At 60.5% G+C, this 1,294-nt stretch carries 2 protein-coding genes; one reads left to right on the forward strand and one right to left on the reverse strand.

The window, feature by feature from the left end:
- Nucleotides 1-694 (forward strand): ESX-1 system-associated protein (locus tag AC5Y49_RS24660; RefSeq protein ID WP_499891996.1); only part of this gene is annotated, 694 nt, incomplete at its 5' end.
- Between the two features lie 9 nt (nt 695-703).
- On the opposite strand, the gene AC5Y49_RS24665 is transcribed toward AC5Y49_RS24660, so the two are convergent.
- On the reverse strand, nt 704-1,294 hold a 591-nt coding region (locus tag AC5Y49_RS24665), incomplete at its 5' end, for an IS3 family transposase (protein WP_499891997.1).

Consider the following 1,294-nt stretch of genomic DNA (forward strand, 5'->3'; position numbering starts at 1 on the left):
GCATCCGGCAGCCGGGATCGCCAGCGCAAACGACACCGGCCCGGTTTCCGTCATCACCGATGAGCCGACCTGCGACAAATTCGTACCCATCAATCAGGGCTTTGCCAATCAAGCGGAAAACGGATGGACCGACCGCGATCCGTCGATACCGGCGAGGGACTGGACGCCAGATCAGCGCGCCCAATACAACGCGATGGGAACCACGATGCGCAATACTGCAGACCAGTTCGTGGCTCTGGCCAGACAGACGCCGCACCGCGTAGTACGTGAACTTTACGAGGTAGTACGTGAACTTTACGAGCAGTTCACCGCCTACGCACGTGCATACACCGTCAACATTCCTACCTATGCCGCCTCAGACGATCATTTAGCACTGGTGGCGGTTAAGGCATCATCAGCGATCGCCATGGCCTGCACAGCCATTTCGGAGGGGTCGGCTAGTGCATGGGGCCCGTCGGTGGCGGCGGCGACGACCCCATCGCATCCCGCTGCGCCGGGTGATCCGTCCGAGCTGCAAAGGTACCTCGCCGCATGGGATCCCGTCTGCGACGACTGGACGCTATTGACGAAGCAATACAATTCAGATATCCAGCCTTGGACTAAGGTTGATTCCCGGATTCCTGCGACGCAGTGGACGCCAAGCCAGAAATCAGCTATTGGTGCAGTCAAGCGGGTCTGCTGCACGGATAGGTGACAGTTTCGGTCACGCGGCCTGACTGGCCGGTGTGGTCATGATTGCTTCGAATTCGATCGGGGTCAATCGCCCGAGAGCAGCCTGGCGTCGGCGACGGTGGTAGGTCCGTTCGATCCAAGTGACGATCGCGATCCTCAGTTCCTCCCGGGTGTCCCACCGCCGACGGTCCAGAACGTTCTTCTGCAGCAGGCTGAAGAAGCTCTCCATGGCCGCATTGTCGCCGGCAGCACCGACGCGACCCATTGATCCGACCATCTCGTAGCGGCCCAGAGCGTGCACGAATCTCCTTGACCTGAATTGAGATCCGCGATCGGTGTGCAGAATGCAGCCGGCCACCTGCCCGCGGCGCGCCACCGCATTGCTCAGGGCCGTGGTCGCCAACCGTGACTTCATCCGCGAGTCCATGCAATAGCCGACGATGCGGTTGGAGAACGCATCCTTGATCGCGCACAGATACAGCTTGCCCTCACGGGTCGGATGCTCGGTAATATCGCTCAGCCACAACTGGTTTGGGTTTTCAGCAGTGAAGTCCCGCTCCACCAGATCGTCGTGCACGGGTGGACCGGCCTTGCCGTTCTTGCCGCGCTTCTTGCCGAACAC

The sequence above is a fragment of the Mycobacterium sp. NGS62 genome (assembly GCF_059812285.1).